Annotated in this window: 17 protein-coding genes and 1 pseudogene; 10 read left to right on the forward strand and 8 right to left on the reverse strand. The window is 50.7% G+C overall.

Annotation, left to right across the window (positions count from 1 at the left end):
- Window positions 1–307: 307 nt before the first annotated feature.
- The 5 genes from BITS_RS07880 to BITS_RS07900 form a co-directional block, all read right to left on the reverse strand.
- Window positions 308–724, reverse strand: coding sequence for an arsenate-mycothiol transferase ArsC (locus tag BITS_RS07880; protein ID WP_026642368.1), 417 nt, complete (start codon window positions 722–724; stop codon window positions 308–310).
- A 94-nt stretch (window positions 725–818) separates the two neighbouring features.
- Window positions 819–1,901 carry a family 43 glycosylhydrolase gene (locus BITS_RS07885; RefSeq protein ID WP_238556578.1) on the reverse strand — a complete coding sequence of 361 codons (1,083 nt, stop codon included), beginning with the start codon at window positions 1,899–1,901 and terminating at the stop codon, window positions 819–821.
- A gap of 18 nt (window positions 1,902–1,919) precedes the next feature.
- Window positions 1,920–2,774 (reverse strand): carbohydrate ABC transporter permease, encoded by an 855-nt coding sequence (locus tag BITS_RS07890; protein ID WP_034534063.1) that lies wholly within the window; start codon window positions 2,772–2,774, stop codon window positions 1,920–1,922.
- Window positions 2,774–3,724 (reverse strand): carbohydrate ABC transporter permease, encoded by a 951-nt coding sequence (locus BITS_RS07895; protein WP_081693554.1) that lies wholly within the window; start codon window positions 3,722–3,724, stop codon window positions 2,774–2,776. Before BITS_RS07895 ends, BITS_RS07890 begins: the two co-directional genes overlap by 1 nt.
- Window positions 3,725–3,857: 133 nt before the next feature.
- Complete coding sequence (locus tag BITS_RS07900; RefSeq protein WP_026642365.1) at window positions 3,858–5,105, reverse strand: ABC transporter substrate-binding protein; 1,248 nt, start codon at window positions 5,103–5,105, stop codon at window positions 3,858–3,860.
- A 265-nt stretch (window positions 5,106–5,370) separates the two neighbouring features.
- Here BITS_RS07900 and BITS_RS09785 point away from each other — a divergent pair.
- The 4 genes and pseudogenes from BITS_RS09785 to BITS_RS07915 all read left to right on the forward strand — a co-directional run.
- Window positions 5,371–5,493: pseudogene (locus tag BITS_RS09785) on the forward strand (LacI family DNA-binding transcriptional regulator); the annotation flags it as partial.
- Window positions 5,494–5,541: 48 nt separating this feature from the next.
- Window positions 5,542–6,405: a LacI family DNA-binding transcriptional regulator gene (locus tag BITS_RS07905; RefSeq protein ID WP_238556579.1), complete on the forward strand. Its 864-nt coding sequence runs from the start codon at window positions 5,542–5,544 to the stop codon at window positions 6,403–6,405.
- A 351-nt stretch (window positions 6,406–6,756) separates the two neighbouring features.
- A complete protein-coding gene (locus BITS_RS07910; protein WP_026642363.1) occupies window positions 6,757–10,935 on the forward strand; it encodes a Rib/alpha-like domain-containing protein in 4,179 nt (1,392 codons plus the stop codon).
- A gap of 317 nt (window positions 10,936–11,252) precedes the next feature.
- On the forward strand, window positions 11,253–11,582 hold the full coding sequence (locus BITS_RS07915) for a glutaredoxin family protein (protein WP_026642362.1): 330 nt from the start codon (window positions 11,253–11,255) through the stop codon (window positions 11,580–11,582).
- Window positions 11,583–11,697: 115 nt separating this feature from the next.
- Here BITS_RS07915 and BITS_RS07920 read toward each other — a convergent pair whose 3' ends face one another.
- Both BITS_RS07920 and BITS_RS07925 read right to left on the reverse strand, forming a co-directional pair.
- Window positions 11,698–12,612, reverse strand: coding sequence for a LysR family transcriptional regulator (locus BITS_RS07920; RefSeq protein ID WP_044259762.1), 915 nt, complete (start codon window positions 12,610–12,612; stop codon window positions 11,698–11,700).
- Between the two features lie 298 nt (window positions 12,613–12,910).
- Window positions 12,911–15,808 (reverse strand): beta-glucosidase, encoded by a 2,898-nt coding sequence (locus BITS_RS07925; protein WP_026642360.1) that lies wholly within the window; start codon window positions 15,806–15,808, stop codon window positions 12,911–12,913.
- A gap of 746 nt (window positions 15,809–16,554) precedes the next feature.
- Between BITS_RS07925 and BITS_RS07930 the strand changes: the two genes are divergently transcribed.
- The 5 genes from BITS_RS07930 (at window position 16,555) to BITS_RS07950 (ending at window position 23,633) form a co-directional block, all read left to right on the forward strand.
- Window positions 16,555–17,904 carry an ABC transporter substrate-binding protein gene (locus BITS_RS07930; RefSeq protein ID WP_026642358.1) on the forward strand — a complete coding sequence of 450 codons (1,350 nt, stop codon included), beginning with the start codon at window positions 16,555–16,557 and terminating at the stop codon, window positions 17,902–17,904.
- Between the two features lie 147 nt (window positions 17,905–18,051).
- Entirely contained in the window at window positions 18,052–19,023 is a 972-nt protein-coding gene (locus BITS_RS07935) for a carbohydrate ABC transporter permease (RefSeq protein ID WP_238556580.1), read from the forward strand.
- A 99-nt stretch (window positions 19,024–19,122) separates the two neighbouring features.
- On the forward strand, window positions 19,123–20,124 hold the full coding sequence (locus tag BITS_RS07940) for a carbohydrate ABC transporter permease (RefSeq protein ID WP_026642356.1): 1,002 nt from the start codon (window positions 19,123–19,125) through the stop codon (window positions 20,122–20,124).
- Window positions 20,125–20,233: 109 nt separating this feature from the next.
- Window positions 20,234–22,402, forward strand: coding sequence for a beta-galactosidase (locus tag BITS_RS07945; protein ID WP_026642355.1), 2,169 nt, complete (start codon window positions 20,234–20,236; stop codon window positions 22,400–22,402).
- A gap of 172 nt (window positions 22,403–22,574) precedes the next feature.
- The gene (locus BITS_RS07950; protein WP_026642354.1) at window positions 22,575–23,633 is read left to right on the forward strand and encodes a LacI family DNA-binding transcriptional regulator; all 1,059 of its coding nucleotides are present in this window, start codon (window positions 22,575–22,577) and stop codon (window positions 23,631–23,633) included.
- A 175-nt stretch (window positions 23,634–23,808) separates the two neighbouring features.
- Here the strand turns inward: BITS_RS07950 and BITS_RS07955 are convergent, their stop codons facing one another.
- Window positions 23,809–24,450, reverse strand: a complete 642-nt coding sequence (locus tag BITS_RS07955) for a GDSL-type esterase/lipase family protein (protein ID WP_202961139.1) — start codon at window positions 24,448–24,450, stop codon at window positions 23,809–23,811.
- A gap of 210 nt (window positions 24,451–24,660) precedes the next feature.
- Here BITS_RS07955 and BITS_RS07960 point away from each other — a divergent pair, with 210 nt between their 5' ends.
- A complete protein-coding gene (locus BITS_RS07960) occupies window positions 24,661–25,335 on the forward strand; it encodes a DNA alkylation repair protein (RefSeq protein ID WP_044259765.1) in 675 nt (224 codons plus the stop codon).
- The last annotated feature ends 12 nt before the right edge of the window (window positions 25,336–25,347 follow it).

A 25,347-nucleotide genomic window follows, 5' to 3' on the forward strand; every position in this document is an offset into this window, starting at 1 on the left:
CGTTCTTGCGCATCGGACCCGCCGCACAATTCACACAACGCGGCACGGGACGATTTCCTCTTGACCATGCACAGCAATCAAACAGCACACATACACCGAAAAAGCAAACGAACCCGGACATTAACACCAAAACCGTTAAAACAACCCCGACACACCAACAAGCACAAACCCCGACGCCAACCATCAGACACACATTTTGTCCATTAACCCCCGTTCTCAGCCTCCGAAAGAGGTTCAAGGAGTAATAACTGGAATACTAATGATTGAGCCCGCATATCGTTGCACGGTATGCGGGCTTTAGTATTGATTAACGAATCGCGGCAATACGCCGTAGCAGATCATGCACGCGCTCGGTGATCTGATCCCTGATGGCGCTGACCTCTTCGAGACTTTTGCCATGCGGGTCAGGAATGTCCCAATCTTCGTAGTGAACTCCCGGAACATATGGGCAAGATTCCCCACATCCCATGGTGATTACCCAATCAGATACCTCTACGTTTTCACGTTTGAGCTGTTTTGGCTGTGAATAAGGTTTGAGCCCGATGCCCGCCAGTGCCTCAACAACTACAGGATGGGCCTCATCTGCTGGTTCGGAGCCTGCCGAGAGAATTTCTACACCTTCTGGTGCAAGTGATTTGGCAATGGCTTCGGCCATTTGAGAACGACCTGCATTTTGACGACATGCAAACATTATGGTCAGTGATGATGTTTCCAAATCGTTCACCGAGAACCTTCCATGATGTTATGGGATTGCTTCATCTAATGGTAAATGGTGCATGGAGATCAGTCCAAAAGCAGGAAGGGACTACAGAACTACTTCATTGATTCTCCAACAACAATCTTGCATAAGATCCGACTTGGGGGTGGATTTCTTCGAGAGAACCATCAGGTAGATGATGCAATGGTGCAAATACCACCTCGCGATGGCAGCCATCACCACCAACCCAACGTCCGTTCGGATGGAATGCGAAGCGGTGATAGGCAATAATCCATTCATCGGTACCCGGAATGTTCACGATATTGTGGTGTCCAGTGCCGTACAAATGCAGCGTGGGATCCTGTTGCACGAGAATGCAAGGCTTGCTCCACGGACCGTCTAGAGATGTTGCAGACGAGTATTTCACACAATATTCGGGATCCCGCGTGTCATTTTCAGACCAGCTCGCATAGTAAATGCCTTTTCTTTTGTGGATCCATATTGCTTCTCTGAAATTTCCTGGAATCCAACTGAATGCTTGGCTTGCGTCAAAGGTGGTGCAATCGTCCGAGAATGGCGCAATCCAAGCTCTGCCGTTGCCCCATAGAAAATATGAGGTACCATCATCGTCCATGAAAACACCGGGGTCGATGGTGTGGCAGTTGAAAGTGCCTTGCCTCACTAGTGGTTCAGGAAATGGAGAGAAAGGTCCATATGGGCTATTCGCGACAGCAGCACCGATTTGGGAATCAGCAACGAAAAAGAAGACGTACCGTCCATCGGCGTTGCGGACAATCGAAGGAGCCCAAGCTCCGCCTTCCCCTTTCCACCAAGGAACGTCGTGTAAATCCAATGCGGGGTATCGTTGCCAAGAGGCTAAATCGTCAGAAACATACACGCTGAATGTGGTAGAACTCCATTCGTCGAGACCATCATCCGTGCAGTAGAGAAAGTATCGGTTATCGAAGATAGCCAGGTTCGGATCTGAGCAATATCGCCTCAAAGGATTGGTATGTAGAACGGTATTGTTTTCCCGTCGAGGGATATTAGACTGCTGCCCAACGTGGTTCGCGCTCGTATGTTTATCCGTTTGACTGGTGATTTCCACTTTGTGGGATAGCTTACCTGCCCCTGCTCGGTTTGTTGTTCTAGGGAACTCGATATCTCCACCAGAGTCAGGTTTCATTAATCCCTGTATATTCATAATTCAATCCTTCACGTGTTAGCCCTTAACGGAGCCGGCAATCAGACCGGAAACAATCCATTTCTGGCAGAAAATGAAGAATATAAACACTGGGAGCAGTGCGAGCACAGTAATGGTCATAAAGCTCGGCCAGTCCGTCGAGAACTGTCCTACTGCGTTATAAACCTGCAGCACTATGGTCCGAAGTTCTGAAGAACTGATAAAGATATTTGCATTCATAAAGTCATTCCATGTGCCCATGGTTTGGAAGACAATGACTGTGGTGAGAATAGGCTTTATGAGTGGCATGACGATATTCCAGAAAATCCTCAATGGTCCGGCTCCATCGATGCGTGCTGCTTCAATAAGCTCAAAGGGCAATGAACGCATATATCCGACAATCAGGAAGTAGCAAAATACTGCACCACCCAAGTAGATGAGGATCAGACCGGCAAATGTGTTGACCAAATGTAAATTGGCTTCCATACGGTAGAGCGGAATCAGTGTGGATTGTGCTGGCACGACGAATGCGATCATCAGTATTGCACCAATTGCTGCGGTGAATCTGGATTTGCGGAGGATCATGCCGTATGCGGCAAGGGCTCCGACGATTACTTGGATGGCAACGCCAAAGAATGTCACGATGGCCGTATTCCATAGTGAGCGGAGAATAGGGACAGTCTTGAACGCCTTGATGTAATTATCAAGTGTCCATTCTTTAGGTAGGCCGAGTGGGTTGGTGTTCATATCGGCAATGGTTTTAAACGTATTTATGACTATGTACCAAAGAGGAATCGAACACAGTAATGTAAGCGCAATCATGATGATGCTGGTCGCTGCGGATCCCAATCGTTTGCGTGATTTTGGCGTAAGGCCGTGTGCGTGCTGAGACATTATTGGAATCTCCTCGAGATCAAATTGGAAAAACTTATTTGCAGGAAAACAACAATTCCTGTTGCGATAAAGAACAAGACCGCCAATGCCGAACCGATGCCATACTGAGATTGGCCAATGCCTTGTTGAATGATGGATTGAGTGACCGTATAAGTGGAATATCCTGGTCCGCCTTTGGTCATCGTGTATGGGAGATCATATACTTTCAATCCGCCTGACATCAGTAAGAATGTTGAAGTTACTATTCCCGGAGTCAGTTGAGGCAAAGTTATATGGACAAACTGTTGCAACTTATTTGCGCCATCAACTGTCGCTTGTTCGTATAAGTCAGAGGGGATCGCCTGCAGGAAAGCCAGATATAGCGTTGCATGCCAGCCAATTTGTGCCCAAATAGCGATGAAAATGACACAGAATTTGGCGAGTGCGTTATTGCTAAGCCAAGGGATTGGGTCGATGCCTATGAGTGAAAGCACTGAATTCGCGACACCCGTTTTCATGGGGGAGAATATGTATTTCCATACCATGCCCATGATTGCCAGAGAAGGCACGGAAAAGAAGAAAAATATCGATCGTACAAAGTTGCGGCCGACAAATTTTCTGTTGAGCACCGCAGCTAGGGGAATGGCAAGGACCGTGACACCGGTCATTACTACGACGGCATACAGAATCGTGAAGCCAAGACCTTGAAGGGTCGAAGAGTCCGTGAATACCTTCCTATAGTTTTCTAGGCCAACCCAATGCATATCCATGCTATAGCCGTTGAAATCAGTGAATGAATAATAGAGCGTCCGGAGCAGTGGTATAAGAAAAAGTGCCACAAAGAGTGCAAGGATTGGGAGTAGAAACCACAATGATGTGATGTCATCGTGGATTGCACGTGATCTGCGGCGCTTTCGGTATGTGGATTCATCTAATTGCGGCAATTGTTGTACCGCGGTCGCAGTGTTCATGGCTAAGCCCTCCCTTTTCGGGCATAATAATGAGGCGGATGTGTTTTGAAAGACCGGTGCGTAGCCCGCATCCCTGCTATTGCCCGTTGGGGTGAGGGGAGGCAAGGATGCGGGGCTGATAAGTTGTTAGATGCTACTGTGCAGATGCCATTTTTGCGTCAACGTTATTCGCCCATTGATCGACCGCGATGCTTCCTTGGACCAGCTGCTGTATCTCGGCGGTATTAGTTGAAATCAATACATCCGGATTTGAATAGAAGTTGGTCATAAGGAAATATTTACCTGTTTTGACGTTATTTTCGTAGACATCTTTGTACTGCTCGGATACGTCAGAGGTGAATCCTTCGACGGTTACGGCATCGCCATTGTTGCTTCTTTGGTTCAGAGCCCAATCGGAAACCATAAAGTCAAGGAATTTTTCAGCTGCCGTGAGCTTATCGCCAGTGAGTTTGGAATATATTGCAAGGCCGGGGGATGGCGGCCCTTGTGCATATTGCTCATGGTCGGAATCAAGTGCGGGAATTGGCGCGAATCCCCAATCGAAGCCAGCTTGTTCAAAGGATGAGAAGTCCCAAGCGCCTGTGGTGTACATAGCCACTTGTCCGCTAGCGAACTGACTCTTTGCATCATCGCCGCTTACTCCCACATTGTCGCGAGATGCGTAGCCTTGCTCGTACACCTTCATCCAGGCAGCTATGCCTTCTTTTTCGTGCTCTCCAGGAGTTTGTGGATTCTCAGATGCAAGTGTGGTGACGCCGATACCCTGTTTTGCGAGTATTGCGCCCGTGAACGAATCAGGGATGCGGTCTGCGCCATCGCCAATTGCTTCAATATAGGGGCTGATTCCTGCATCTTGAAGCTTCTTGCAAAGATCCAAGAATTCGTCCCAAGTTGATGGAACAGTGTCGTAGCCCACTTGTTGCAGGAGTTCCTTGTTGTACGCTATGCCTGCCGCCCAAGATGAAGTGGATTGGCCGTAGAGTTTTCCGTCTCTTGAAACGAAATCCATATTTGCTTGCGACAGCTTTTCCGTATATGACTTTCCAGTCATATCCAGTACGTAGCCATTGTCGATCAGATCGTCCTTATTTTCAGAAGTGATGATGAACACATCTGGAGCTTGATTTCCCACCAATCTTGTCTGCAGTGTTTGAATATATTCGGCAGTGGGAGGGGCGTAGCTGAAATCTATGCTTATATCTGGGTTTCCCTTTTCAAATTCTTCGATGAATGGTTGCATTATTTGTTCGTTATCCCAGCTTAGAAAACTGATTTTTGTTTTGCCTGAGTCAGAGGAGCTTCCGCATGCAGCAAGTGGAAGCAGTATTGATGCAGCAGCAGCGGCTGCGATGATTTGTTTGATGCGTTTTGTGAGGTTCATGTCGCTCTCCTTGGGGTTATGTCGTCTGTGACTGTTGTGTGACCATTACCTCGTTCGATATGGCTGCGATGCCAATCTATTTTGAATCGATTTATTGACACGATTCAAAAGGTGTATGTTTGTTATACACCCAAAAGTTGAATCGTGTCAAATCCTTTTGTACACTGAATGCGACACATCGAGGACTTGGTGGAAGGCGATGATGCGGAATCCAAATCGCGATGGGTGCGTTGCTGCTATGTAGTAAGGGGTCGAAATGGTCACGATGAGTGATGTGGCGAAAGCAGCGGGAGTGTCGAGAGCCACGGCATCGTATGCGTTGCGCGGAGATCCTCGTATAGTGCCGCAGACTGCTGCCAAGGTTCGGGAAGCTGCGAGGGCGCTGCACTATACGGCGAATCTGTCTGCCAGATCACTGAGATCAGGTCGTAATGGAGTGATTGGTCTGGCTATTTTTGAGTTGGACCGTGCATATCCTTCTGAGATGGGCGCCGCCATATCTCGCGAGGCAAACCGCCACGGTTTGCAGACAATAGTCCAAGAGACCTCGAACTCCAAAGAGGGTGAAATAGCCATTTTGCAAAAAGTAACTAGTCAGCTTTGTGATGGGATGATTTTTAGCCCCGGCAATGTGAACGATGAGGAGCTCCGTCAGCTCTCGGGAGGAAAGCCGATGGTGTTGCTTGATGATATTTCACCGGATCCGGTGTTTGATACGGTTAATACTCCGTGTGAAGCAGGTTCACAAGCTGCGATAGATCATCTCATTGAGATTGGGTGCAAAAATATATTGGCTGTGGGCGCACACTACGAAAGCCTGACCGAGGATTTGCAGAGCACATCTGTTTCGGCACGGCGCTTATATGGATGCTTGAAATCCTTTGATGAGCATGACATTGAAGTCGAGCCGGAGAATTTTCTTCATGTGCTCTGGAATCCCGAAGAAGCCCGAGATCTTGCCCACCGAGTTGCGAAATCTGGGCGACGGTATGACGGCGTATTTTGCATGACTGATACTATTGCCATGGGTTTCATACGAGGTCTCGCAGATTGTGGAATTAGTGTTCCGAAAGATATGGCGGTTGTCGGGTTTGATGGCATTAATGAAACCGAATATTTCATACCGTCGATCACCACAGTAAGCACAGATTTGTCCGATTTGGCAAGCAAAGCGGTAAATCTGTTGCTGCGACGGATTGAAGAAGATGGTGAAATCTCTGAACCTCAGAGATTGACAGCAGATTTTAAGCTTGTGAAACGGTCTTCGACGGAGAGAAGCGATTTGCGCATTACATTGTAGGCAAAGGGCAAAAGCCCATTGTTGAGTTGCGGATGGGAATTCGATATGGCCGGAATTAGTCGAAAAGTGTTCATAATTTGGAATTAAGAACCTTGATATTTGTGACTTTGCTCACAATCTGGAATGAAATTGATCAAATATCAAATATGAAGCATGCTGAGCTGGCAATTACATTGGAACCGCCTCATAAATCGGTGAGATTTCAAGATATACGGGATATCGATACTGATTTCGTCGAACCTGTTCAATTTTCATTTATGTAATCGGAAGCAGCGTTCAACAATGTCCGTGAGTTTGACACCCCCCCCCCCTACTCCGCTTTATAGTTTCTGCTGACCGAAAAGGTGAGTTATGCCCGCAGTGGAAGGTGTGGGCTCTTACCAGGTAGTGAAAGGGGATGTAAAAGTGCAAATACCAACACGAAAGCTGGCTGCCGTTCTGGTAACCGGCGCCATGTTGTTGGGCGGCAGCGTCGGTGGCGTTGCCTTGGCTCAAGACACGGATGGCCAGGATGCTTCTGCAGCATCGACGGCCACTTCCGATCGTTCCACTGTGGACGAGACCAATGCGACTGTGATCGAAGCTGATGCAATTGCTGATGGCTGGATTAAGGGTGTTACGGATGCATCGAACGCAAGGAATACGCTCTCTGGTGCAGCATACGTGACTGATTATGGACGTCCTAGCTCGTTCTCCAGTGGTTTGAGTGCCGTTCCTGATGGCACAACCGTTTATATGCAATGGATTGATACCGACAATGCGGTGTCCCCTATCTACAAAACAGTCACCCACGATGACGTCGATGCCAATGGTGATGGCAGACCGGGTGACTATGGCTTCGATTTGAGAGCTGGATGGACTGATGCAGCTGGTACGAAGCATCTGTATCACGCTGTGGCTGGTCAGTACTACCGCCTGTGGATCCAGGATTATCAGGACGAAAGTGGTAACACCGTAACTATGTTCCGCCAAGCGGGCGGCATGTTCCCGGGTAGCCTTGTAAATTCCGTAACCGGCAGCAATCTTGGACAGTTCCCGCTGCTTGGAACCAATATGCAGAAGACTGCAGTCTTCATGTATGTGATGCCGAAGACGGGTGTCATGACCAAGCCTGAGGCAGAGTGGATTGATGGGACCAACAACCAATCTACGCTGACGGGCAATCGCATAATAAAGGGTCGGGTATGGCTTGAAACCGGCGACGGTGATTATGCAAACTCCGCAACCGGCGTTGGCAAGAACAGCGGTGATCCGGCAGCTGTCGGTTACAAGGTGGTGTTCTCATCACTGACCGCTGAAGGTGCGGCCGCTTACAAGTCTCAGGTTGAATCGCAGCCACAGGCAAAGCAATCTGCTGTAGCTGCAACACTGTTGACCGAGCATCCTGAATATATCGCTGCAACCGTGTACACCACGACCGACAGCGACGGAAACTATCAGCTCGCATTCCCTGAAGGTACATGGAGCAATGGCAACTACTTCTACGGTTTCGTAATGAACCCTGAAGGCGATGTTGTGGAAAGTTATTCTTCTTACACAGCTCCGTTGTTCCGCGCTCCAAACAGCACAACGTTTGCAACCAACCCAGTTGCAGCACCGCTGATTAGCGCATGGTACAACGTAGGTTTTGGTCTGATTCTCGGAACTGCAGTAAACCTGAACATCACCAACTACGATGTCACCGATAATCCTGCAACCAATGGAGACACTGCGAAGCTCAAGCTCACCGGCGTTGCGCTATCTCCTCTGTACAACAAGATTGAATGGCGCGACAGCAAGGGCAAGGTGCTAGCGACCTGCGATGCAGATGGCAAGGGCTTGACCTCTTTGACCGAAGCTGATTCATGCACGTACACCGTTCCAGATGATATTGCTGACGGCTCTGTCATCACCGCAGTTCTGGTTTCCGGCGGCAATGACGTATCCGCAGATTCCTTCATCGTGTTGAAGGATACTGATCACGATGGCGACCCAGATGCAACGGATCCTGACAACAACAATGACGGCACTCCTGACGATCCGGACCACACCGCTGATTACCAGCATGTGACCCAGGGCGTCAAGATTGACGGCACTGTTGTTGAGTCCAACGGCGATAGCACTGACGGTGGTTCGGAGCTCCCCGCGGATCTGCGCGGTCTTACCGTGACCCTCACTGCAAAGTCCGATATGACTTACACGAATAACCAAGGTGTGCAGGTAACCGTTCCTGCAGGCACAGTGTTTAATGCTGGCGATGCATCCAATTGGCTTGGCGCCAAGGACTATCCAGTTGTGCACAACTTCGGTCTGGCTACCTTCCCGAAGGGTGATTACACCGTAAGCATTTTAAATTACGGCACGGATTACAGCATTGCTGATGACAGCCAGCTGAAGGATGGCGAAACCGTTTCCATTACCGGAAACACCGCCAGCCTCTTCGTGAACTTCAAGAAGGCTGAAATCACCGACAACAACACCCCTGTCTACGGAGGACCTAACCGTGTTCCTCAGGGTGGAACTACCACCATTGCTGCGCCGACATTCCAGAATGCTGCAGGCGAGACCACAACTCCTGAGTTGGCTGACTCAGACGCATTCGTTCAGGATGGACAGGTCACTCTGCCTGATGGAACTCGGGGTGACTTCCCTGGAACCATCACGGTGAATGAAGATGGTTCTATCGTTGTTACCGCGAATGATGACGCAACTACCGGTGATTACAAGATCCCCATCAAGGTGACCTACAAGGACGGTTCTACCGACACTGTGTCTGTCCCAGTCACGGTAACTGACCAGGACGAGGACAAAGACGGCGACGGCGTGGATGACGACAAGGATAAGTGCGCCAACACTCCTGAAGGTGCAAAAGTTGACGAAAACGGTTGCTCCGTGGCTCCGTCCGTTGCTGGTGGCTCTGCCCCAGCAGTGAATGGTATCGTCGGCACTCCAATCACTCCTATCGAGGTTCCGATCAGCAATCTTGGTAAGGCCACCATCACTGACTGCAAGGTCAACGATCTGCCAGCGGGTTTGACTGCTTCCTTCGCGGATGGTAAGTGCACCATCTCCGGTACTCCTACCGAAGAGGGAACCGGCAACTACACGGTGACCATTAGCTACACGCCAGCCGATGGCGCAGCAGCAACCACCGATCCTGCAACCGGTACCTATACCATCAGCCCGGCCGAGTCCAAGGATGACGATGGTGACGGCGTTCCGAATGACAAGGATCAGTGCGCCAACACTCCTGAAGGTGCAACTGTTGATGGAAATGGATGCACAATCGCCCCGTCAGTAACTGATGACGATGCACCAACTATCACGGGAACTGTCGGCAGTCCGATCACCCCTGTTGAGGTTCCGATCAGCAACCCAGGCAAGGCCGATATTACCGGTTGCACAGTAACCGGTCTGCCAGCAGGTCTGACTGCCTCCTATGAGGACGGCAAGTGCGTCATCTCCGGTACCCCAACCGAAGCAGTGACCGATCAGCCATATCAGGTAGTCATCAACTACAACCAGCCTGATGGCGACAAGACCACCGGCAAGACCACCGATCCTGCTGAAGGCAAGGCCACCATCAACCCAGCTGAATCGACTCCGACCTTCAATCCGGATGGCAAGGATCCGAACGGCAACCCGTTCGTTGTGAACCCATCAGCGGATGACCCGGCTAACTGCGCAGTGGCACCTTATGTGACTCTGCCTAGCGACACCGGTGTGGTCTACACTGTGACCGACTCGAAGGGCAACACCATCACCGCGGATGCTAACGGACACTACGTCTACGCATACGGCGAAGAAGTGACCGTCACCGCAACCCCGGCTGCTGGTTACCAGTTCTCCGGCGATCAGAAGATCGAGTGGAAGTTCAAGTCCATGGCAGCGGCTTCCTGCTTGCCGGACTGGAATGACGGAACCACCAAGCCTGGTGTTCCTGTCACCCTGCCAAACACCAATGACGGCACCAAGGTTCCTGAAGGTTCCACGGTCACCGTTGACGGTCCCGGCACGGCAACCTTGAACCCTGATGGTTCCATCACGGTCACTCCGAATGGTGACGCCAAGCCTGGCGATACCATTACCGTGACCGTCAAGGATCCGTATGGCAACACCGTTGATACCGTGACTGTCACCGTCACCGAGCCTGACAAGGGTCCGGATTGGAATGATGGCACGGTAACCCCTGGCGGTTCCACCACGATCCCGAATAACGGCGGCAAGGTGCCTGACGGCTCCACTGTCACCGTTGATGGACCAGGCAAGGCAACGCTGAATCCTGACGGATCCATCACCGTTGTCACCGACGATGATGCCAAGCCTGGCGACAAGATCACCGTGACTGTCAAGGATGGCAACGGCAACGTGATTGATCAGTTCACGATCACCGTTGGTGGTGTCTCCAAGGCACAGATCAAGCGCGGCGCCAAGCTGGCAAAGACCGGTTCTGACATGGCTGCAGCAGCAGTCGTGGCTGTGATGGGTCTTGCAGCAGGCATCGCCGGTGTGATCGCAGTCAACAGGCGTCGTAAGTCAGACGAGCGCTGAGCCTGTGTGTCTGATCTTACCGGGTTGCGGCCTCCATTGAGGGACAATACTTGGCAAGATCAGATGCCATAAGGCATAAGCATTGCTAGAGCGATGGGCGTTGGTTATGACTAACGCGTATGAAGCGGGGCAGGCACTTTTTGGGGGTCGGTCCCGCTTCAGCATATTTGCATTCCTTCTTTGATGAATATACTTTCATCGACATTGCCTACAGCGAAAGAACACCGTCGTTCATGAATTGAATTTCGTAGTATTGCAATTGCTGACATTATTTCAGGCTGCGCGAGAAGCCCGACCAATCGTTGAATGGAGACAATATGGCAAAGAAGCTCGAGCTGTTTTACAAGGACGATTGTCCGTATTGCCACAAAGTCATGGACTTTATGGATGAGCATGGCATAAGCGTGGAAATGTGCAATGTCATCACTGATCCTGCCAATCGTGAGCGTTTGCTTGCTGTTGGCGGCAAGGGTCAGGTTCCTTGCCTGTTCATCGACGGAGAGCCATTGTATGAATCAATGGACATCATCGACTTTTTGGCCAAGGAATTTTCCGTTGACACCACCAATGGCGGTGCAAGCATAGGTGCTGGAATCGGTGGTGGCGAAGCAGGCGGTGCCTGCAGCATCGATGGTGACTGCCACTGAGCGCACTATAAGTATTAGTCCATTGTATTTTCTCAAAAATATCCCTTGATAAGCGGCTTCGCTGTTCTAGTTTGGAGAGCGGAGCCGTAAGTATGTGGGAGTGGCAATAACAGCCTCAATTATCATGATGCAATGCTTCGAATACGTACTCAGTGAATGCTGATGCTGCGGGAGCAAGGATGCGTCCGCGTCGCCAGGCAAGTAGGCAAGTAGTTTCGACAGGCGGATTCAAGGGGATATTCTTAGTGCCGTAAACCTCATGGCCCATATCAAAACCGATACGCATTCCAAGCCCCGCGGCGACCATCAGATTGCCGTTGAGATTGAAATTGCATGTGCCGGCAATGCTGATGCTATCGGCATAGGTACCCAGCCAATTCATCACTTCACGCTGCACCTCAGGTCTTGCAGGCAACAATAGCGTTTGGCCTGAGAGGTGCTTCGGTTCAATATGATCTAGTTGCGCCAAAGGACTGGATTCAGGTACGGTAACGCACCATATGTCATGCTTGTTCAGACGAATGTAGTCATAATTTTCAACTGATACGGGTTCAACCAATATGGCAAGGTCAAGAATGCCTTGGTCCAGCTGAGCTTTGGCAATATCGGCAGTGTATGTGAGGACGCTAAATTGCACATTTGGGTTGATCTTACGGAAGGACGCCATTCGATCCAGGACCCAGGGCAGATTACGGGTTTCTCCGCAGGCAAGAGTCACTGTTCCGGATAATCCACCTTGGGCGCTATGAACATCCTGAACCGTCTTATCGGCTAAAGCGACTAGTGTTTTGGCGCGGTCGTAGAGCAGACGTCCCTCAGCAGTAAGCGTCATTGCATGAGTGCTGCGATCAAATAAACGAACGCCGAGGGAACGTTCCATGCCGCGCAATTGCCGAGACAATGTGGGCTGTGAGATTTGCAATAAATCCGCTGCCCATGTGATATTGCCTTCCTCTGCGACTGCAATGAAATAACGCAGAACACGCAAATCAAGTCCGGTTCGGTTGTTGCCTCGTGATGTAGAGGCCATGTTTGACCTTCTCTCTGGGTAGTGCCTGCCCGGCTGCGGTCTTGTGGGCTGCGGCTTTCAGGTACTTTCCATACTATCGCGCGATGGAAACAGCGGGCAGATCGTTTGCCTGCAACAAAGCAGCGGGGTCCGGACACTGGAATTGCCGGACCCCGCTGGTTTATGGTGATTGGGAAATTCGGGAGGAGAGTCGCCGAGAATCCCAAGAATAGGTGAGAGGGAGTTCATGCCATGTTGGACAGGGATTGACGCTCCCTCTCTATCGAATCGTGCGATCCGAATGGATATTTATTTGTGGCTACTGGGCGGAGGATACTTCTACCGTTTTCTTGCGGCGGGAGAGGAATCGCTTGACTGCGAGTACTTCCAATCCTGCCAACAGCAATCCGAGCACAACGCCGGTGGTGATTGCTGCAACCTTCCAAGCTGCCATCGACTCGGTCGGCTCGCCATCGGCATAGCGCCAGCTGTTCACAGTGGTGTAGAGGATATTGTGAGCCGCTGTGCGCATGGCCTTCACTGAGGTCGCCGACTTATCGGTGATGTGGTTGGTGGTGCTGGTGGTTGCCAACATTGCATCGGTGCCGCCGCGGATTGCCTGATCTCCGGTCTGGTAGCCGTAGTTGGTGCCGGAGAAGTAATCGGTTTCCACGAATCCGCGGAAGCCCCATTCGCCGCGCAATACGGTGTTATTCAATCCGGTATGAGCCGAGGCGTAAAGGTTGCCGATGTAGTTGAATGCGCCCATCATGGCCTGCGCATCACCATCGGCTTTGACGATGGTCTCGAATGGGCGCAGGTAGATCTCGCGGATTGCCTGTTCGTCGGCCCAAGTGCACAGCTGTCCATTGCGCTGGGTTTCCTGCTCATTCAAGGCGAAGTGCTTGGTGAAGGAGTAGACGCCACGATCGTCAGCGCCAAGTACTTGTTGTACAGCAAGATCACCTGTCAGCACTGGATCTTCGGAGAAATACTCGAAGTTACGGCCGCCAAATGCGGAACGGTGGATATTCACCGAAGGTGCGTACCAACCGGAAACCTGCATCTCATGAGCCATATCGCCGATATTCTGTCCGAATTCGCGAGCGAGATCCTTGTTCCAAGAGCAGGCGAGCACAATATTCGAAGGCAGGCCGATTGAGCTCACTCCGGTGAAATTATCCTTGAGCGCTGCCGGGCCATCCACATCGGAAAGGCGAATCTTGCCGATGGACTTGATGGCGGCATTCTGATAACCGGCGTTGGCGATAAGCGTATCCATCTCGTCGAATGTGAGTTCGTCAAGCAAGGAATCCCACTGAGGATCGTCGTAGGATTTGCCTCGCAAGTCGATGAGACGCACGCCGTTTTTGGCGCCTGTGGTCGGCATTTCATCCGAAGCGTTGTTGGACTTTGTCGGGTCGTAGTTGCCGTTATTGGTGAAGGTGGCCTTCACGTCATCTGGCATGGAGTAGTTCGTCGGAGCCGCGGTCGCCTCGGCGTAGTTGGCGAACTGGTTGGCGCGGCTCAAATAGTTCACGTCTCCATTGGCTTCGTCAAACACGTTGGTGGCCACGGTTTTGTCGCCGTTATGAGTATTGCTGTCGGTGTCGTAGGTCACGGTATCCGATACGGTGATGTTCTTCGAATCGATCACGTGGTGTGAATCCGAGCGGATGGAGATGCCATAGTCGCCGGCTTCCAGCACGTAGGCCTTGGCGTTCTTGTAGTCGTAGGATGCCAAAACATCGTCATCGAAGGAGATGGATATGGTTTGCGATTCTCCAGGGTTCAGGGACTTGGTCTTCTCGAAGGTGACCAGATTGGCAGAAGCCTTTTCGATGCCGCCATTGGTGTATGGAGGATTGGAATAGACCTCGACCACATCCTTGCCTGCCTTATTGCCGGTATTGGTTACCGTTACGTCTAAGGAAACCTTGCCGTCATTGTAGGTCACGTCGCCCATGGACTGGCTGAACGAGGTGTAGCTCAGACCATATCCGAAGGGGTATTGCACGGTTTCGTCGTAGTTGATCAGGCCTTCATCCGCGGCGGTTTCGTAGAAACGGTACCCCACATAGATGCCTTCGACATAGTTCACGAATCGAGGCGAGCGGACGCCACGGGCGGACTCGACTTCAAATTCCTGCACGTTGTCATAGGGGAAGTTGCCGAAGTTATTCCAACTAGGAGTGTTGGTCAGATCATTGAGGAAGGTGTCCGAAGTCTTGCCTGAGGGGTTGACCTCGCCATTCAAGACCTCGCCAAGAGCCTGGAAGCCGGCCTGACCAGGGTGCGGAGCCCATACCACAGACTTGATCTGCGGATAATCATTGACGAAATTCAGCTCAAAAGCGTTGGCGCCGTTGTATACGAGTACCACATTGTCAAAGTTGGAGGTGACCAGGTCGATCATATCGCGTTCGGACTGGCTGAGCTCCAGATAATGGGTCCCTTCCGGGAAATCCTTGTAATCGCTGGAGTTTTCGTTATATGTGGTGCCCTCGGCATTCATATCGGTGGGAAGGTCAAGACCTTCGCCGCCGATACGACCGATGACGATCATTGCGCTATCTGAGAAGTCCTTGGCATCCTGCACGAGGCTGTCGCCATATGTTTGAGCAGGAGGTTCGGGCAGCGTCCAATCGGCTGAGGTGACTGTTATGGCACCGCGTTCGGTCGAATAGTCGGTGTAGAACTTGGTCAGCTCGTCATTGGTTTTGAATCCGGCGTCGTGCAGGCTGTCGAGAATTGACGTTGTGTCATAAGCGTCGGAGAGTGCTCCGGAGCCGGTTCCGCCGTAAATGGGGTTCGTGGAAGCCCAGACGAACACATTGAGATTGCCGGGATTGCTGATCGGCAGCATATCGTCATTGTTTTGCAAAAGCGTGATGCCTTCGCGTTCGATATTGACTGCCAGCTCATTGGTGGAGTTGATGGTATCCTGTGACAGCTCGTGTTTGGTGGCTGTGGCCATGGTAATCATGCTATTCAGTGGGCCTGCGAGCATAAGCGCCACGGCCACTATTGCGGCAATGCCTACTGCGACCCAGCTGGTTGAGTGGATGAGTTTGCGGTTTGCCGTGTTTGCGACGGTGTGCTTGTTCACTGCGATAGTGATCACGATGCCCAAAACCACTGCAACGGCAATGGCGATGAGCTGCGGTGTTATGGATTGGATGACTGCAATGACGTCATCCATATTGATTTCTAACATCGTCGGTCCTTCCTTGCAATGCCGATCGCTGCCGTGCGGGGCGTTGCATTCGCTTCCTTACTGTCAGGTGTCCGCTGCCATGCGGGCCTTGGAGTGGTTTCATTGTGATGTCAAGGAATGCGACCAACCAATGTCCCATCATTCATAATTGCTATGCCTTGTAGGCATGGTTGTGGTGTCGGGAGCGCAGAAAAGATTGGAATGGTGCGAAAATTGCAAGAGTGGACCTGCGCTCTTTCGGTGACGTATATGCGTGTTGTAAGGCCTGCGTGGTCACTTTGATGGCATGAATGGTCACTGTGGACACGCTGGATGGGATGATATGAGATATGGCAATGACCCGACAACAGTCAGTGGAGAGCTCGAAGCCATGGGTATTTATTGAATGCTTGGTCCAATAGTTTGTAAGGCGATTGACGGCTTCCTTCCAATTTTAATAAAGCGCTAAAGCGGATTGAGAAGTCCCAAGAAGTACACGGCTGCTGACTGAAGTGTGCAAAAAGCGCAAGCATGCCATTTGTACAGTTTCCAAGTATTCATTTCAGCAATAACTTGACCTGTAAAAGTTGGCTATTTAGGTATTTGACATTTTGGTACACCGGAGTATCATCATTTTTGTGGTACACAGATGTATCACCTGAAATGTAGGTGATGATGCTGCCGTCGGACTCATCGATAACGGTATCGATCAAAGTTTGAATGCGACATATTGAGAGATCGCAATGGCGGCGTCGGAAGGAGACCATATGCAAAACGCGACAAAGATTCTCGCTGCAACAGCTTCAATAGCTATGTTGGCTAGCTTGGCGGCCTGCGGTGGTTCGGATGCGTCGGCATCTGCAGGAGATGCCAATAAAGCGGAATTGGTGTTCTGGGGCTGGGATTCTGGCAATACCATGAAGGATCTGATAGCCGATTTCGAGAAAGCGAATCCTGGAATCACGGTCAAATTCAACAACACCGGCACTGCGTCGGACACCCAAACGGCTTTGACTAACGCGATTGCAGCGGGAAGCGGTGCACCTGATGTAGTAATGCTTGAAGATCCGACTGTAACCCAATTTGCGGTAACCGGCGATTTGGTGAGTTTGAGTGATATGGGCGCCGCCGATTATGCCAATGATTTCGCAGCAGGCCCTTGGAATAAGTTGCAATATAATGGCCAAACCTTCGCATTGCCTATCGATTCGGGTCCAGAAGTGTTTTTCTATAACAAGGTAGTATTCGACAAGGCAGGAGTTGATGGTGACTCCATCAAAACTTGGGATGATTATTATGAGGCTGCTAAGAAAATCCGTGCGATCGGCTCATATATTACCAATAATTCCGGTTCTTCGATGGAATACCAACCCTTCACCGCGCAGGCTTGGCAAGCAGGTGCGCAGCCGTGGAAAGTTGATGGCGAAAGTATCACTATCGATATGACCAAGGATGCTGGAATGAAGCGATATATTGAATTCCAGCAGAAGTTGATCGATGAGGACCTCATTGATACTAATATTGCCAACTGGTCAGACGATTGGAACCGCTCCCTTAATGACGGTACCTTGGCTTCTTTAACCATTGGCGCTTGGATGCCGGTGAATCTTATGAATGGTGCTCCTGATCAAGCAGGAAACTGGAGGGTGGCTCAGCTTCCTCAATGGGAGGAAGGCCAGGAGATTTCCGCCGAAGACGGTGGTTCTGCTTTGGCAATTGTAAAGCAGTCGAAGCAACAGGCCGCAGCATATAAGTTCATCGATTATCTCACTCATGGTGCAGGTGCGGAGACCATGGCTGAGACCGGTACTTTCCCAAGCTTGAAGAAAATTCTGGAGTCTTCATCCTTCACCGATCCCACCTCTGAAGCCAATAAAAAGGTGAATGACTTCTTTGGCGGACAAAACGTTAACGAAGTGCTTTCTGAGGCGGCACAGCGCAAAGTCACCGACTTTCAGTACTTGCCTTATAACCCCTATGCCCAGACCACCTTTGGTGATCAGATTTCCAAGGCATATACCAAGGAAATTACGCTGAGTGAGGCGTTTGCTAATTACAGCAAGGCATTGGCTGAGCACGGTCAGCAACAGGGATACAGCGTCACCGATAACGACTAAAGGTGTGTGGGCTGATTGCTCAGATGTAGTCATCGCGGGGCAGTGACGAGCATTGATGACATGTATTTTGTCTCGCCACCGCCTTGCGAGCTGCATACCCCCTAAGGCTTTCAAAGTCGAATAAGTAATACGTGAATGGAGAACACAATGTCAGGGCAAGCGAAGCTGGTCGCGCAGGGCGGCTTGAGCATCTCCCTCTCAGCACAACGAGATGCGACGAAACAAGCTAGGGTAGATGTCCCGCTCAATGCGCATCGACGCGATTGGCGTGGGTGGAAGTTTATTGGACCATTTGCGGCTGTTTTCGTATTGGTCTTCATTGTGCCAGTGCTGTATGCGATTTGGATATCTTTTTTCCAAAACAGGATGATAGGCGGCAATCGATTTGTTGGTTTGGCTAATTATCAACGCCTTTTCGCAGATGGACAATTCTGGAGTGCAGTAGGTCGCGTGGCCATATTCACAGTTGTGCAGGTACCAATTATGCTTTTCTTGGCAGCTGCCATGGCATTGGCAATTGACTCGATGAAATTGCACGGTACCAAATTCTTCCGTATTGCAACCTTCCTGCCTTATGCAGTGCCAGCCGTGGTCTCGACTCTGATTTGGGGATTCGTATACGGCTCGAAATATGGCTTGGTTGGCTCGATGAATTCTTGGTTCGGCTGGCAGGTGGATGTACTCTCGCCATCGGTATTACTCGCATCCATCGGCAATATTGTCACTTGGGGATATACGGGATACAACATGTTGATTTTCTATAGCTCACTTTCCACAATTCCGCATTCGCTATATGAGGCAGCATCGATTGACGGAGCCTCTGAATGGCAGGTGATTAAGAGCATCAAATTGCCGGAACTGCGTGGATCGTTGGCAATTACGGTGATTTTCTCAATCATTGGTTCTTTCCAACTCTTCAATGAGCCGAGTATTTTGCAGAATATGGTGCCAGGCAATGCGGTAACCACCTACTACACGCCCAATATGTATGCATACAATTTGAGCTTCTCTGGCAACCAAAGTAATTATGCGGCTGCGCTTGCGATTGTTATGGCATTGATCACCATGGCGGTTGCATATGCGGTCCAATTGCGCGGAATGAAGGAGCAGATGAAATGAGGGAAAATCTGTCGGTGCATGAGGGGGATTACAGCCTCGGATTTGCAAATATATCCGCCGAAGTAAGTATTCGCACAATAATGAAAGAGATGGTCTGAAATGTCGATGGTCACCGCTGAAGAGCGTCTCAGTGCACGCGAGCTCCGAGAATTGGAACGCGCATCGAGAAGGGCCGAAAAAGAACGTACCAAGCGAGTGGCGCATGATGAGTCCGAGGAACGTCGCCGTTCGGAACGCAGTGGGTTCGTGAATGTGGCCAATCCTAGGCGCAGCAAACTGCTGACACTCCTATGCGCATTATTCGCAGCGTACTGCCTGTTCCCATTCATCTATTTGATGATTAATGCCACCAAAACGCAGGCTGATTTCACATCGACCTTCGGACTTGGGCCAGGTCGCAGTTTTGCGCTCTGGGACAATATCGTCACCGTTTTCACTTATCAGGACGGTATATTCTCGCGCTGGTTGCTGAATACCTTGTTCTATGTCGTTGTGGGAGCGGGAGGAGCGACACTGCTTGCCATTATGGGCGGCTACGGGTTGGCCAAATTCAGGTTTCCAGGGCGTAAGGCAATATTCGCAATCATAATCGGATCGATCAGCGTGCCCGGTATCGCATTGGCAGTCCCTCAATTCTTGCTCTTTGCCAAACTGGGGTTGACGAATACGCCATGGTCCATGATCATACCCTCACTGATTTCGCCTTTTGGACTGTATTTGATGTGGGTGTTCTCCGACCAAGCTGTGCCGACGGAATTGCTCGAAGCAGCTCGAGTAGATGGTGCGGGAGAGCTGCGTACATTCTTCCAGGTTTCATTACCGCTGCTGGCCCCCGGTATTGTAACCACGGCCTTGTTCACAATCGTGGCAACGTGGAATAACTATTTCCTTCCGCTCATCATGCTGAAGGATGCTGATTGGTACCCACTCACCATTGGCTTGAACCAATGGAAAGACCAAGCAAGCATTGCAGGAGGTCAAGCAATTCAGAATCTTGTCATTACAGGCTCATTAATTACCATAATCCCATTGGTCATAGCCTTCTTAATGCTGCAACGATACTGGCAGTCAGGGCTGGCCGCTGGAGCCGTCAAAGAATAAACATGTACTGGTCTCATAATTAACAACCAGTATCGCAATATATCGGTTTCCCAGAATGCACGCTTCACACAAGCCAGCTTTTGGGAGCCGAATACCAAAGGAACTCATTATGTCTATGCAACGCAAACACACTTGGCCATCACTGCTTACGGCAAACGGCAAAGGAATCGCCTTTGGCGGCGACTACAACCCTGACCAGTGGCCTGAAGAAGTGTGGGACGAAGATATCCGACTGATGAAACAAGCCAAGGTCAATGTCGTTGCGCTGGGGATATTCAGCTGGGATCGTATTCAACCGGCTGAGGGCGAATGGGATTTCGCATGGCTGGATCGAATAATCAACAAGCTGGGTGATGCGGGCATATCCGTGGATTTGGCATCGGCTACCGCGTCTGCACCCATATGGCTGTATAACAAGTATCCGGAGGTGCTGCCGCAAGACAAATACGGTCACGTAATCAATGCCGGTTCGCGTCAATCCTGGAGACCTACCAGCCCGGTATTCAAACGATTCGCATTGGCTTTATGCAAAGCTTTGGCAGAACGATATGCCGATAATCCAACGGTTACGGCATGGCATATCGGCAATGAATATGGTTGGAATAACCGTGAGGACTACTCGGATGATGCTTTGCGTGAGTTCCGCCTGTGGTGCGCTCGCAAATATGGCAGCATCGATGCATTGAATAAGGCTTGGGGCTCGAGTTTCTGGTCGCAGGAAGTGCACAGTTTCGATGACGTGCTTTTGCCGCGTCATATGGGTCCTGATTCCATGGTGAATCCATCGCAGCAGCTGGACTTTGAACGCTTCGGTAATGATATGCTCTTGGAATTCTATAAAGCCGAGCGTGATGTTATTGCCGAAATCAGCCCGGACAAGCCTTGCACCACCAATTTCATGATTTCGACTGATCAGTGCGCAATGGATTATGCGCAATGGGGTAGGGAAGTTGATTTCGTCTCCAATGATCATTACTTCCATGAAGGTGAATCCCACCTGGATGAATTGGCCTGCTCGGATTCCTTGGTCAGTTCGATTGCCGAACGCAATCCGTGGTATTTGATGGAACACTCCACTTCTGCAGTGCAGTGGAAGCCGCTCAATGCGCGCAAAAGGCATGGAGAGCTATTGCGTGATTCATTGGCTCATGTGGCTATGGGCGCCGATGCGATTAATTTTTTCCAATGGAGACAATCCGCTTTCGGCGCCGAGGCATTCCATTCAGCTATGCTTCCACACGCTGGTGAGCACAGCAAACTCTTTGAGCGCGTATGTGAATTGGGCGAAGCCTTGGATATGCTCAGTTCTGCGGGCGTTCCCGGAAGTACACTCGTATCATCCGGCACGGCCATTCTCTTCAGCGCCCAATCCGAATGGGCGACGCGTTGCCAAACTCTGCCAAGCAATAAACTCAATCACTGGCATGATGTTAGGGACTGGTATCGGGCATTCCTAGATGCGGGTTCTCGTGCCGATGTGGTGCCGCTTTCCGCACATTGGGAGGGCTATTCGACGGTTGTGCTGCCTACCATGCTTGTGCTTTCCAATGAGGATGCGTATAGGCTGAAAACGTTTGCAGCTGCGGGCGGCACAGTCATAGTCGGTTATGCATCCGGTCTGGTGGATGAACAATTCCATGTGGGATTGGGTGGATATCCAGGTGCCGGTGATGGAGTACTCCGTGACATGCTCGGCATTCGTGGTGAAGAATTCAATATTCTCGGAGACGAGGCACAAGGTGAAACACGTGAAATATCGCTTTCCAACGGCATGGTGACACGTCTGTGGCAAAACGATATCGATGTTGTTCCTGACGCAGATGTGCTGGCCACATATGAAGGCGAAGGTGCAGAGGAATGGGAGTTACAGGGAGTCCCTGCCATAACCAGTCATGCATATGGCGATGGAAAGGCAATATTCGTTGGGTGCGATTTGAAATGCGAGGATATCGCTCGATTAATCTCCAAAGAACTCAGCGAAGTATTGACGAATACATCCTCGAGCATTGATTATGCGACTTCTGAGTTTGAGGATATTGACGCCGGAGCAAACCGTTCTGTCAATAATGCGATATTGCACACCGTGCGCAAAGGAGAGAACGGCATATTCGATTTTTATATTGTGCGCGGCAACAGCCCTGTTGAAGTTTCTGTGGAAGCTGGAACAGTGCTGGTTGCTCAGCATTGCACGCAAGCCGATTCAAGTGCGCAGCCGGATCACCAGACTCGGTATGCATTGCAGCGCAATGGTATTCTGATTACGAAGCGGCAAGCATGATGACGATTGGTGTGTCGCTGGCGACCGATGAGAAAAACTGTGATCCGGTTCCAATAACGATCGGCGGTTAAAGCATGTGAGCGGCATATGAGCGGCAACCTGCCATTGCGCGGGCATCCGGCAGCTCTTGCCAGATGCTGACACCGCCGAGCAAGCGGAGGAGAGTCGGTGTATGGATGGAGCGAACCAAGAGCGTAAACGTGTTACGTTGCGCGATGTAGCTCAGGAAGCTGGTGTATCGCTCAAAACTGCTTCCAATGTAATCAACGGTTCAGGCAGAATGTCCGAGCAGACCCGTTTGCGTGTGCAAGAAGTCATTGAACGGCTGGGATATCGAGTCAACATGGCCGCCCGAAATCTCAGCCGAAATCATACTGGTTTTATCACTCTCGCTGTGCCCAGCCTGACTCCTCCATATCTTGCTGAATTGGCCAATCGAGTAATTGATACAGCAAGGCAGAAGGATTATTCGGTATATGTAACCACATATGCAGAAGGTTCGGCACAAGGTGCAAAAAAACTATTGGAAGACTTCAATACCACCGTTTCAGACGGCATGATTCTCTCCATGAGCGAGGTGGAAGATTTCAAGCCGGAATATCTGAAGACAAGCTATCCACTGGTATGCGTTGGCGCAAGAACAACATGGGGCATAGCGGACCATGTGACCCCGGATGATGTGAGGGCGGCAGCGCTTGCAGCAGGGTACTTGTTCGATCATGGTGCACAGCATTTGGCGGTGGTTGGCGTGCGCGATGACCGACATGATTTAGTTACTATGGCGAAGGCTTCAGAGGGGAATGCCCAGCTACGTCTGCGCGGCATAATCGAGGAATGTCACCGGCGTGGAGTTGAGCTTGATGAGCGGCTTTTGGGCAGGACCGGTCAGGACTGGTCCATAGGTTCGGGATATCGGGTTACTGAGCGATTGATTTCAGGGAATATTCCTTTTGACGGTATCGTGGCGCTCAACGATCAGCTGGCCATCGGCGCGATTTCGGCGCTGAGTGCGTATGGAATCGAAATACCTGAGCAGGTGCAGGTTATCGGCTTCGACAATATTGAAGAAGCCGAATACCTGCAGACACCTTTAACTACTATGGATTCACGATTGGAATGGACTGCACCCACTGCTGTGGATCGTATTTTGGGGCGCATTCGTGGGACGATTACGGAACCTGAACTTATTACCGTGGAATCACGGGTTATTGCAAGGGCAAGCACGCGCTAGATTGCGGCGTTGCGTGCGGTATTCCAGTTATCTGGTGTCCCGGAAAGAATAGTATGCTGCGAAGTCGCGTAACGTCCTGATTTTGTGCCTTGTTTACAGTTCCGATAGGAAATCCATATGCTCGATGAGTGCATCGGCAAGAATCACATAGCCATGCGCAGAAGGATGGAAACCATCAAGAAGCCCAGAATTCCTCGTTGATATCGAGAGGAGCGTGGGCCATATCAATGTATGCAATATTGCGCGAGGCGCAGAGTTGCTTAGACATCTCCGTTTGCTTGTCAATGCGGCGCAAAATCTCTTCGCTAAGCATGCCCGGAATTCTGGGGGAGCGGAATGCTTGCGCAGAGGAAGCCACCAGTACTCGTTTTGCTTTGGTTGATGCGATATCAAGTACTGCGGAGAGGTCATCGCGCCAATCATCCAAGTTGCGACGGGCGAGCACATCATTGGTTCCGGCGCACAGGAATAGCAGGTCGATGTCGTCCTCAAGCTCATCCATAAAGCGGTACCTCACTCGACGCATTGTTGAGCCAAGCTTGGCGTGAGTGCTCCACTGAACCGATTTGCCGGTCGCATTCGCTATTCGTTGTGCCATAAGCGGTGTGAGGCCAAGTGATTGGTCGGTGACCCCTGAGCTGCCGATAAGGGAATCGCCCACGGCGACAAACCGGATGGCTGAGGTCGATGGTTTGGTCATTTCTCCTTCAGGATTGATGATTCCATCCCGATCCCCTTGAGGTTCCGGCAGCAGATGCACGGTTTTCGCGACCCAAGCTGCTTGTGCGAGCAACATCCCTCTCTTTGCAATATTCATGCTTATTACCTTAGGTAGGTTGCGAGACTACCGGTATTCTGTGCTTTTGGAATGAGCGCAATCTTATAGGTTTCGCTGGTTCAGGTGACAGTGTGGATGTATCTGAAGAACTATATGCAAGGATAATGCGGACTTACGCAAGGATATTGAGTTTATTCTGATCGCCGCCTGAAATGCAGCCGGCATCCTAGGCGGCCATATAATGTCCTCATGGATTTTGACGCGGTACTGGCAATGGTGCAGGCACATGCTGATGAGCGCAAAGCACAGGGTATGCGTGCGTATATGCGAGATCAATTTGAGTTCTTAGGGGTTGCTACTCCGGTACGCAGAGCATCGACCAGGCCAGTGCTGAGGGAAGCGCGCAATGACGGCCGTTCTCGTGGGAACGAGGCTGTGGATTGGCTCTTCATTCACAAATGTTGGGATTGCGAATATCGGGAGCTTCAATATGTTGCCATAGATTACTTATTGGCTATGGTGAAGTGGCTGGATGCCGACGATCTGGATCGCGTAGCTGAAATGGCGAAGGTTAAGCGTGGTGGGATACGGTTGATGGACTCGCAGGGGGTTGTGAGTCGGGTGGTGCGTGCGCATCGGGATTTTTCGGAGAAGATGGTTACGTGGAGCGTTGACGAGAATATGTGGGTGCGACGCATGGCGATTGAGCATCAGTTGGGATATAAAGCCGAAACCGATGAGGCGCTGTTGGAACGTATCATCCTTGACAATGTCGGAGGATCTGAATTCTTCATCAACAAGGCGATAGGTTGGGCTTTGCGTGATTATTCCAAGACGAATCCAGCGTGGGTGAGTGCGTTTATTGAGCGGCACGGTGACAAGCTTGCTGCGCTTAGCATTCGAGAAGGTAGCAAATATGTGTGACCGTCGCACGCA

Source organism: Bifidobacterium tsurumiense, assembly GCF_000741765.1.
Lineage (GTDB): Bacteria > Actinomycetota > Actinomycetes > Actinomycetales > Bifidobacteriaceae > Bifidobacterium > Bifidobacterium tsurumiense.

Bases quoted from the DNA above. Each gene is read 5' to 3' on its own strand.
- BITS_RS07885 (WP_238556578.1), bottom strand. From the start codon at position 1,901: ATGAATATACAGGGATTAATGAAACCTGACTCTGGTGGAGATATCGAG.
- BITS_RS07890 (WP_034534063.1), bottom strand. From the start codon at position 2,774: ATGTCTCAGCACGCACACGGCCTTACGCCAAAATCACGCAAACGATTG.
- BITS_RS07895 (WP_081693554.1), bottom strand. From the start codon at position 3,724: ATGAACACTGCGACCGCGGTACAACAATTGCCGCAATTAGATGAATCC.
- BITS_RS07900 (WP_026642365.1), bottom strand. From the start codon at position 5,105: ATGAACCTCACAAAACGCATCAAACAAATCATCGCAGCCGCTGCTGCT.
- BITS_RS07910 (WP_026642363.1), top strand. From the start codon at position 6,757: ATGCCCGCAGTGGAAGGTGTGGGCTCTTACCAGGTAGTGAAAGGGGAT.
- BITS_RS07915 (WP_026642362.1), top strand. From the start codon at position 11,253: ATGGCAAAGAAGCTCGAGCTGTTTTACAAGGACGATTGTCCGTATTGC.
- BITS_RS07920 (WP_044259762.1), bottom strand. From the start codon at position 12,612: ATGGCCTCTACATCACGAGGCAACAACCGAACCGGACTTGATTTGCGT.
- BITS_RS07925 (WP_026642360.1), bottom strand. From the start codon at position 15,808: ATGTTAGAAATCAATATGGATGACGTCATTGCAGTCATCCAATCCATA.
- BITS_RS07930 (WP_026642358.1), top strand. From the start codon at position 16,555: ATGCAAAACGCGACAAAGATTCTCGCTGCAACAGCTTCAATAGCTATG.
- BITS_RS07935 (WP_238556580.1), top strand. From the start codon at position 18,052: ATGTCAGGGCAAGCGAAGCTGGTCGCGCAGGGCGGCTTGAGCATCTCC.
- BITS_RS07940 (WP_026642356.1), top strand. From the start codon at position 19,123: ATGTCGATGGTCACCGCTGAAGAGCGTCTCAGTGCACGCGAGCTCCGA.
- BITS_RS07945 (WP_026642355.1), top strand. From the start codon at position 20,234: ATGTCTATGCAACGCAAACACACTTGGCCATCACTGCTTACGGCAAAC.
- BITS_RS07950 (WP_026642354.1), top strand. From the start codon at position 22,575: ATGGATGGAGCGAACCAAGAGCGTAAACGTGTTACGTTGCGCGATGTA.
- BITS_RS07955 (WP_202961139.1), bottom strand. From the start codon at position 24,450: ATGAATATTGCAAAGAGAGGGATGTTGCTCGCACAAGCAGCTTGGGTC.
- BITS_RS07960 (WP_044259765.1), top strand. From the start codon at position 24,661: ATGGATTTTGACGCGGTACTGGCAATGGTGCAGGCACATGCTGATGAG.